Raw genomic sequence first — 9,111 nt, 5'->3', positions numbered from 1 at the left:
GAGGAGAGCACGCTAATGACAAGCACGCCATTTCGAGCAGACTGGATCAGTAAATCCCTAGCCGGCATCGTCTTAGGCTTTTTTGCTGCGATGTCGATATGCGGTTTGTTTTTTCTTTTGCCACTACAGATAGGTCGAAGTGGTGAAGCTCAATTAATCATGTGGTTACTTGGCCCTATCTGGCTCACCATTCTCAGCACCTGTTTTTTGTTTCGCTCTGGTGCTCGTGCCTGGTTTTGGCTGGGACTAACTAATGTTGTGCTGTATGCACTGTATTTTCTATTTAAATCCTTCTGAGATGACTCCCACATGAAAGTAAAAGCAGACATTATTCGTACCTATAAATCGCTGCACACCTGGGTGGGTATTATCAGCGGCATGGCCTTGTTCATCGCTTTTTATGCTGGTGCATTAACCATCTTTAAAGAACCCATTACCCATTGGGCTACACCGCCTATTCAGCAATCAGAGCGTATTGATCTAGAAAAAATACCCTCTGTGCTTGATCAGCTGGTTGAGTCAGAGCCATCCGCCGCACGAAATATACAAGTGAATTTAGACCCCGAAACACATCACACTCATCAGATCATGTGGACAGTTGAAGGTGACAAAGGCGGCGATCATGATGTGTCCTCACTGCGTTACTTCAGCGCCCATTTAGATAAACAGCAAACACTCGTCACAGAAGAAGTCAGCCCAGCCCCTGTTGCTCAATTTATTGATACCCTGCACCGGGTGGTTGGTCTGCCGGTTGATAGTGATCCTAATCGCTGGATTATGGGTGTTTTTGCCATTTTGTATGTCTTGGCACTGGTATCAGGCTTGATTATTCTGCTACCTATTCTGGTCAAAGAGCTGTTTGCGTTCCGTCTGGGAAGAAAACCAAAACGGGTCTGGCTCGATGCCCATAATGTGGTCGGTGTGACCAGTTTGCCCTTTCACTTGATTATGGCGATCACCGCTTTTGGTTTTGCCTACCATGATCTTATCTATGACGCTCAGGATAAACTCATTCATGAAGGCCAGTTACGTCAGGCGTTATTTTCAAGTGCCCCGAAGCCGAATCCTGAACAAAGTACTGATCCTGCAATGATGTTGTCACCAGAACGATTGCTGGCCACCGCCAGAGAAGTGGCGCCGTCGTTCGAACCTTATCAGCTGCAATATTCAGGTATAACCACACCACGAGCTAGTGTCATGATCTGGGGGCATGAAGCACATGCCATTGCTCCCCGGGCTCCGGGAGGCTTCATTGCGATCAATCCATATTCGGGAGAAGTGCAATCGACCGATTATTTACCAGGCCAGCAGCTGGGAGAAATGGTAGCAGTCAGTAGTTTTTTTGCTTTGCATTTTGCTACCTTTGGCGGCTCACCTATACGTTGGGCATATTTCATTCTGGGTCTAGCCGGAGCATGGCTGTTTTATACTGGTAATTTACTCTGGGTGGAAAACCGCCGTCGCCGAAGTAAGCCCGATGGAACATTATTCACTCAACGAAAAGATGTAAAAGTGATGGCCTCACTCACGGTTGGCATTTGCCTGGGCAGTGTCTGTGGCATTTCTTTGATGCTTGCCAGCAGTAAATGGTTAGCATTAGAGTCCCAGGCCACCTACGCTCATTTCCAATGGGTGTATTACTTTATGTTTTTTGCCGCAATCGCATGGAGCTTCATACGTGGTGCTGCCCGGAGTTTGGTTGAGTTGCTGTACTTAGCTTCTATGCTTACTGCTGCGATGCCACTTACCAGCTTACTGAGCATCCTCATTCCATCAACAGGGCTGTGGATGCATACTGAACTGGACACTTTGATGGTGGATAGTGTGGCACTCATGCTAGCTGTGAGTTTTATCATGCTTGCCAAAGCAACATCTCAACGCGTGTATCATAGTCAAGTCACCGACAGCGTCTGGTCATACCGTCCAGCCATTCGCTCTGTATAAAACGGGCATTTTGTCGACGTTTTCTGATCGTGTTTTCACTATTGGCATCCACTGTTTTTGTACAGTACAGTGAAGGCTTATCAAAAATAAATAGAAACACACAGAGAGAAACACTATGAGCAGACTCTATAACGAAAAACATCGGGCTCTTCAGGACTTATTCAATAGCCGGGAGATGGCCGATCGGGTCGAGGAAGTGGCGCTAGTCACAGAAATGGATGAGATGGCCAAAGACTTTATCGAAAGCCGTGATATGTTTTTTCTGACAACGGTGGATGAGCGTGGTCGGCCAACGGTGTCTTATAAAGGCGGTGAAGCCGGCAGTTTTATCAAAGTGTTGGATGAGAAAACCATTGCGTTTCCCAGCTATGACGGCAATGGTATGTACTACTCCATGGGCAATATTCAGGGCAATCCAGAAGTCGGTTTATTGTTTATTAATTTTGAGACACCGCATCGCATTCGTGTGCAGGGTACAGCAACGGCATCGAGTGACGATCCATTGATAAAAGAGTGGAAAGAAGCCGAAATGGTGGTACGCGTGACTGTTTCTGAACTATGGCAAAACTGCCCGCGCTATGTTCACCGCTATCAGAAAGTGAAAGAGTCACGTTATATTCCTAAAGAGGAATGCAAAACACCTATCGCCACCTGGAAACGTATTGATAGCCTGCAAGATGTATTACGTGAGCATGAATTAAACCAGGTAGCCGAAGAAGGTGGCACCATGCCGATTGAAGAATGGATGGAGTATATTCAGTCGGGTGATGAGAAAGCTTAACCTCTATCAAACATATTTCTTCTGAGTACAATTAGCTGCTAATAAGCCAACTCTAAATATGCGAAAAACAGATAAAAAGTTAGATAACACCATACGAGCATCGTTAACTGATGTCTGTGAGCAGGCGTTGAAAGATATAGATGGTTTTCGGTGGTTAACCCACTTGGTGAACTATGACAATTACCCAAAGAGCTTAAAGGTAGTCTGTGTGTTTGATACAAACCAGAATTTGAATAATTACCTTGAGTCTGATGAAAGTCTAAGCATAGAGTCACTTATTCATTCTGAATTTCAGGCTATGGATATCAAGCTAAAATGTTTTTCTAATCATATTTCGTACGATAGCGAAGAAGCCTGTCATCAACAGCATAATGGCAACTGGGCTATCAGACTGGATTAATAGGTCTGCCGAACTAGCCTTTTTATTTTTTCTAAAGCAGTATTTTTTGCTTACGTTTTAAGTTGTCAGTTATAGCTCAATATAAACCAACTAGCGTTATAGACACATTGATCTATGCGACTGTAGTTTATACTGCACAGTATCTTTTCTTGGATACATTTGAGTGATACACCTCGAACAATGAAAATACCAAAACAAATTCAGCCACTTGTTGATGATGGTCTTGTGGACGACGTGATTAGTCGTTTAATGAGCGGAAAGGAAGCCGATGTCTACGTTGTTCGATGTGGTGATGACATTCGCTGTGCCAAAGTTTATAAAGATGCCGTCAAGCGAAGCTTTAAAAAAGCTGCCCAATATCAGGAAGGTCGAAAGTACGTAACAGTCGCCGCGGCCGCGCCATGGAAAAAGGCTCAAAATTCGGTCGTAAACAGCAGGAAGAAACCTGGCAAAATGCCGAAGTGGATGCGCTTTTTTTGCTGGCAAGTGCCGGCGTGCGAGTGCCTCAACCTTATGATTGCTTGAATGGCGTGTTATTGATGGAGCTGATCACTGATGAGGATGGTGATGTGGCACCTCGCCTCAATGATGTGTCCATGTCTGCTGAACAAGCCATCGAAGATCATCTCCTGGTCATGCACTCGGTAAAAAAGATGCTCTGTGCTGGCTTAGTTCATGGCGACTTGTCGGAATTTAATGTGTTGGTGGATGAAAATGGCCCAGTCATTATCGACCTACCCCAAGCCGTAAATGCCGTGGCAAATAATAATGCACAAGCCATGTTAAATCGCGATGTGCAAAATATGACACGTTATTACGCCCAGTTCGCACCCGAGTTACGTCAAACCCATTACGAAAAAGAAATATGGTCATTGTTTGAGAATGTCAAGTTACAGCCCGAAACAGAACTCACAGGCCTGTTTGAAGAAAGCACTGAGGCTGCCGATGTAGATGCTGTGATGCTTGAAATTAAGGCTATTCTGGCTGAAGAACAAGAAAGAAAACTACGCTTACGTGATGAGGATGATTAATCGGCTATAGACCAATATGCCCTGTTTGATAGTTTGAAGTCTCTCCTTCAATGCAACTCAATGCCAGGGGTGAAGTCGAAAGACGCATAGCGGTGATCTTATTGCGTTCCATCAAACTCACCATTCCGACGAACCAAGCAGAAGTGTATTTAAATCTATGAAAAAAGTGACCTTATTAATTCTCTTTCTGTTGATCATCATCGGTGCCTTAAGCCTGATGCCATCGAATACCAGCATTACCTATAATGGCGAGCAAGTCACGGGACCATTAAAACATCTGATAGAAGCCGGTGGCATTGTTTTTGTGCCCATCTTATTACTTTGCATGGGTATATTGATGGCCTTCATGTTCACTGGCATTGGACTTGTCATTTTGGGTTTCCTGGTGTTTTTCTGCCTGGTCTCTTTTTCTATGATCTTCCCGTTTCTTCTGCCATTCCTCATCCTGTTGTTCATTGTCTGACTGGTTTTTGCATTCACACGCAAAGATAAAACGAAAAACGGCAGTCCCTCAGAATAGATAACTCGCTACCGACCAAAGAGAATTAAATAGCTCTATAAATAAAAAGCCATCACACTAGATGATGGCTTTTTTGGCCTCACTAAAAGTCTAATGAATAACCGACAGTTAGCGCTCTACCACGACCTTTGAAGTTACGTACGTCAGAGCCATAACTGGTTTGTGATGAGTAACTGAAATAATCCTTATTCAGCAGATTCGTTACGCCAGCATGAATCTTACCGCTAGAGAGTTTATACGCCATGGTGGCATCAATCAGGCCATAGGCTTTGAACTGCTCTTCTTTCTTACCCGCTTCTTCATCAAAGTTACGATCGAAGTTGTAACTCGCTTGTACAAATGACGATTCATATGGGTAGTGATATTGCTATGATGTGTTGAATGATAAAACAAAGGAGGCGTTTTAACACTGAGTTCAAGCTGATCTGATTGTCAATCAGAATTACATTATTCCTTAAGCCTCTCTGGGTGGATTTAGGTGAACCTACTAAAAGCATATAGAGGTTGTTCAGCACCACAGTTTGAAGCACTAACCTCTGATCAGAATCGTATTTCAGAACTGAAAACTCTGGCTAAGAAGCAGGTGTAGTTAATTGAAGAAAGGGCTACTAATTTAATAATGTAGGTCGAACCCGTACCTACACTCTGAAAGACCAGCTGAAAAGGCTTAGCACGGTGAGATTGATTTGTTCGCTGTTTGGTATGAGTCTCATTAGCTTTAATAAACAACAGCAATGTCGCTGTCAGCCGAATGTAGCCAGAATACAGTTATAGAGTCAAGTTATATAAACTATTCAGCAAAAGACATAACTGTGTAGATGGACAGTCGAACACTTGTATATCTGATGCGAGACTAAATAAAATACGAGAACTGGCTAAAACTTGAACTTCTGATTACAGTTAGTTATAAGAAATTACTATAAATGCCCATTCATTATATTATGAAATAATAGCAATATATTAAATGGACTTGAATGCATTAGCATTTGTACATGGAGCTTCAATGAAAAAGATTGAATTCAATTATTTTTATTTAATTATTTTTATCATTTTTTCACTAACGTTGAGACTATTTTTTATTGATAAAAACCCATATTGGATGGACGAATCCTATACGTCTTGGTTTACGAATCAGAGTTATTACAATTTAATTTTCTGGGTACCAACCTTCGAGTCTCACCCACCTTTCTATTACTTAGTCACTAAATTATGGAATCATTCGATAGGTCTTTTTTTCAATTTACCAGAAAGATATTTTTCATTACTCACTTCTATATTTTTATTTTATACCTCATATCAAATAAGCAGAGTTTTATGCTTTGATGATAGACAATTTTTCTTAAAATTATCAATATTTATGTTTATTGGACTTAGTCCAGTTATTGCTTGGTACTCGCTCGAGGCAAGACCGTATCTTCTATTGATGTTGTCTTATTCAATTGCAATTTATGGATTTTTTTCAATAATTTTAAACAAAGATAAAAGTTCATACAGAGCGTGGATAATACTTTCTCTAGGGACTTTAATTACAAATTGGTCTCATAGCACAGGACCTATTTATTCTTTCGTTATTTATGTTGCTTTACTTAATAACTATTACTTTAATAGAAACGGAATTCACATAAAATTTTTAGTCGGCTCTGTAATTGCTGTTTTTATTTTTTCGCTTCCTTTACTTTACATTATCATCCAACAATTGCAGGGGTGGAGTTCCAGCACTTGGATTCCTGAGCCTGATATTAACTATATCTTGAACGTTTTAAAGTTTTTATATTTTCCTCACTCTCATAGTGGCTATGGATATATAGAGGTTATTTTTAAAGCATTGATGACTGGCTTATCAATTTATGGATTGTATAAAATAACTAAGGATAAAAATTACCAGTATTTTTATTTGATATTTTTTGCTATTTCCATTCCAGTCATAAATCTCATAATATCGAAAATTGGTCCAAATATATTTCTAGATCGCACATTAAGTCCAGTGATTATTCCATATTATATTTTTCTATCAATAAGCATTACATCGATTGTTAACCGCCGAATAAGGTACGGGCTGTTTATTATTATTTTTCTATTTTTATCGGGTGCTACATATGACACTTTAAAATATCAGCAAAAAGAGCCATGGGATCAAGTTTATAATCACCTTTTACATCAAAAAGAAGAAAATTATATTGTTCTTCTACTACCTAACTCTATAGAGTTAGCTGTAGCTCACGTAAACAGCGATTACAAACAAACGTTAAATATTCATGCAATTCCACATGCTTATCCTGCAATAGGTCTGTCAACTTTTTATCCTGGAGGGACTCCGTCCGTACCGGGATTTACAAGCGCAGATGTTGATGACCTGAGGAAATTATTAAATCATAGCTATGATAAAGTTTTGTTGGTTACTAGAGTGGAATCACTTTTCGATCCTGAAGGTCTTATCCACGATTCATTGATAAGTGAAAATTTATCATTAACTTCATCAAAGCACTTCCGTGGCATCACTGTCTACGAATATCAAAACACATCAAAAGGGTTGGGAAATGAGCATTAGTTCTACTGAGTTATCACTTTTACTGCCAGTTTTCAATGAAGAAGATGTTCTTGAGCCATTTATCTCCAAAGTAAGTGCTATTTTGACCGATAGAGACATTACCTTTGAACTTATATTCATCAACGATGGAAGTACAGACAATACACTTCAAATTTTAAAAGAACAATTAGAGTTAAATAAAAGTATCAAGATCATTAATCTATCTAGAAATTTCGGAAAAGAACAGGCTTTGTCTGCCGGCCTTGATTTTGCTTCTGGTCAAGCAGCGATCCCTATAGATTGTGATTTTCAAGATCCCCCTGAATTGATTATTGATATGTACGAAAAATGGAAAGAAGGCTTTGATGTGGTACTAGCTAAACGCATTGACAGATCTTCTGATACCAGTATGAAGAGGTGGTCTTCAAGTTTATTTTACAGCATCATCGAGAAAATATCTGATGTAGTAATTCCAAAAAATGTCGGTGATTTTCGTCTAATTGATAGAAAAGTAATTGATGTATTAAAAAACTATCCAGAGAGAACACGTTTTATGAAAGGTATTTTTGCATCTGTTGGTTTTCGACAAACCACTGTTGAGTATATAAGACCTGAGCGAGCTGCTGGAAATACAAGCTGGAATTATTTCAGTCTGTATAAGCTTGCTTTAGAGGGAATTGTATCCTTTACATCATTGCCATTGAAGGTTTGGTCTTACCTAGGCTCATTGATATCAATATTTTCATTTATGTATGGATTCTATCTAATTATAAAAACAATCATATTTGGTGTTGATATGCCGGGTTATGCCTCACTTATGGTCGTCATTCTATTTATGTCCGGTTTAGTTTTATTGAGTTTGGGCGTGATTGGAGAGTATCTTTCTAGAATATTTATAGAAATTAAACAAAGGCCAATTTATATAGTTATGGATAAATTCGGTTTTGATGAGTAACAGCTGTGCTAGTAGATAGATTACTCAAGCAAAGATCATTTAAATTCGTTAGTGTGGGATTGCTTGCCACTTTAGTTCACGCATTAATATTTTTAATTTTTTTAGAAAAATTTAGAATAAATGAGCAAATATCTAATTTAATTGGTTTTATATTTGCATTTATTGTTTCTTACACTGGGCAGAGGAAATGGACTTTTTCAGAAAGAATTGTTACACATAAAATTAAGTCTCAAGTTAAATTTTTCCTTTCCAGTTTATTGTCACTCATTTTAAATATGTTGTGGGTTTATATTACAGTTCATATATTAGGGCTTCATGCTAGTTATGCCACGTTGGGTATGATATTTATAACTCCAATCATCATTTATATGATCCTAAACTATTGGGTTTTTATTTAAAATTAATTTTATATTTAAACCCAAGAAAATTATTCATTGGTGTAAGTTTAATTTTAGGATCTGCTCCTAGGCAGTATCAATAAAGCCTATAAAGTTTATCATTAAAAAAATATTTAACTGTAGAACCTATCCCTCACGAAAACTACTTAGTTGAACTGGTGCTATCATTAGAACGTCATATTTTGCTGAGCTCGTATATTGGGTTTGTAATCCCGTTCTGGTTTTAAGACATTCAATCTCTTTACTGTAAATAAAAAAGCCATCACAACATGTGATGGCTTTTTTTGGGTCTCACTAAAAATCTAATGAGTAACCGACGGTCAGCGTTCTACCACGACCTTTGAAATTACGTACGTCAGAACCATAACTGGTCTGTGATGAGTAACTGAAATAATCCTTATTCAGCAGATTCGTTACACCAGCATGAATCTTACCGGTAGAGAGTTTATAGGCCATGGTGGCATCAATCAGTCCATAGGCCTTGAATTGCTCTTCGTCCTTCCCGGGCTCTTCATCAAAGTTACGATCGAAGTTGTAACTCGCTTGTACAAATGA

General features: G+C 39.3%; 9 protein-coding genes and 2 pseudogenes. 9 read left to right on the top strand and 2 right to left on the bottom strand.

All coding sequences use genetic code 11. The features are described from left to right. The 6 genes and pseudogenes from B4K20_RS12575 to B4K20_RS12550 form a co-directional block, all read left to right on the top strand. A partial coding sequence (locus B4K20_RS12575) for a hypothetical protein (protein WP_349678804.1) occupies window positions 1-297 on the top strand: 297 nt, incomplete at its 5' end. Between the two features lie 12 nt (window positions 298-309). Then, window positions 310-1,944, top strand: coding sequence for a PepSY-associated TM helix domain-containing protein (locus B4K20_RS12570; protein ID WP_289283140.1), 1,635 nt, complete (start codon window positions 310-312; stop codon window positions 1,942-1,944). Between the two features lie 115 nt (window positions 1,945-2,059). Further along, window positions 2,060-2,725 (top strand): pyridoxamine 5'-phosphate oxidase family protein, encoded by a 666-nt coding sequence (locus tag B4K20_RS12565; RefSeq protein ID WP_289283139.1) that lies wholly within the window; start codon window positions 2,060-2,062, stop codon window positions 2,723-2,725. A 58-nt stretch (window positions 2,726-2,783) separates the two neighbouring features. Then, window positions 2,784-3,125: a Fis family transcriptional regulator gene (locus B4K20_RS12560; RefSeq protein WP_289283138.1), complete on the top strand. Its 342-nt coding sequence runs from the start codon at window positions 2,784-2,786 to the stop codon at window positions 3,123-3,125. 180 nt (window positions 3,126-3,305) lie between these two features. Continuing rightward, window positions 3,306-4,156: pseudogene (locus B4K20_RS12555) on the top strand (PA4780 family RIO1-like protein kinase). A 157-nt stretch (window positions 4,157-4,313) separates the two neighbouring features. Further along, window positions 4,314-4,619, top strand: coding sequence for a hypothetical protein (locus B4K20_RS12550; protein WP_289283136.1), 306 nt, complete (start codon window positions 4,314-4,316; stop codon window positions 4,617-4,619). 139 nt (window positions 4,620-4,758) lie between these two features. Here B4K20_RS12550 and B4K20_RS12545 read toward each other — a convergent pair whose 3' ends face one another. Continuing rightward, complete coding sequence (locus B4K20_RS12545) at window positions 4,759-4,920, bottom strand: hypothetical protein (RefSeq protein WP_339608419.1); 162 nt, start codon at window positions 4,918-4,920, stop codon at window positions 4,759-4,761. 720 nt (window positions 4,921-5,640) lie between these two features. Between B4K20_RS12545 and B4K20_RS12540 the strand changes: the two genes are divergently transcribed. From B4K20_RS12540 to B4K20_RS12530, 3 genes are read left to right on the top strand one after another with little or no spacing between them, the layout of a single operon-like run. Continuing rightward, window positions 5,641-7,224 (top strand): glycosyltransferase family 39 protein, encoded by a 1,584-nt coding sequence (locus B4K20_RS12540; protein WP_289283135.1) that lies wholly within the window; start codon window positions 5,641-5,643, stop codon window positions 7,222-7,224. Then, a complete protein-coding gene (locus B4K20_RS12535) occupies window positions 7,214-8,158 on the top strand; it encodes a glycosyltransferase family 2 protein (protein WP_289283134.1) in 945 nt (314 codons plus the stop codon). Before B4K20_RS12540 ends, B4K20_RS12535 begins: the two co-directional genes overlap by 11 nt. 5 nt (window positions 8,159-8,163) lie before the next feature. Beyond that, window positions 8,164-8,556 (top strand): GtrA family protein, encoded by a 393-nt coding sequence (locus tag B4K20_RS12530; protein ID WP_289283133.1) that lies wholly within the window; start codon window positions 8,164-8,166, stop codon window positions 8,554-8,556. Window positions 8,557-8,850: 294 nt separating this feature from the next. Here the strand turns inward: B4K20_RS12530 and B4K20_RS12525 are convergent. Next, window positions 8,851-9,111 (bottom strand): annotated as a pseudogene (locus B4K20_RS12525) (TonB-dependent receptor); the annotation flags it as partial.

The organism is Methylophaga sp. UBA5088 (genome assembly GCF_002414625.1).
Taxonomy (GTDB): domain Bacteria; phylum Pseudomonadota; class Gammaproteobacteria; order Nitrosococcales; family Methylophagaceae; genus Methylophaga; species Methylophaga marina.
This window is presented reverse-complemented; position numbering and strand designations above follow the sequence as displayed.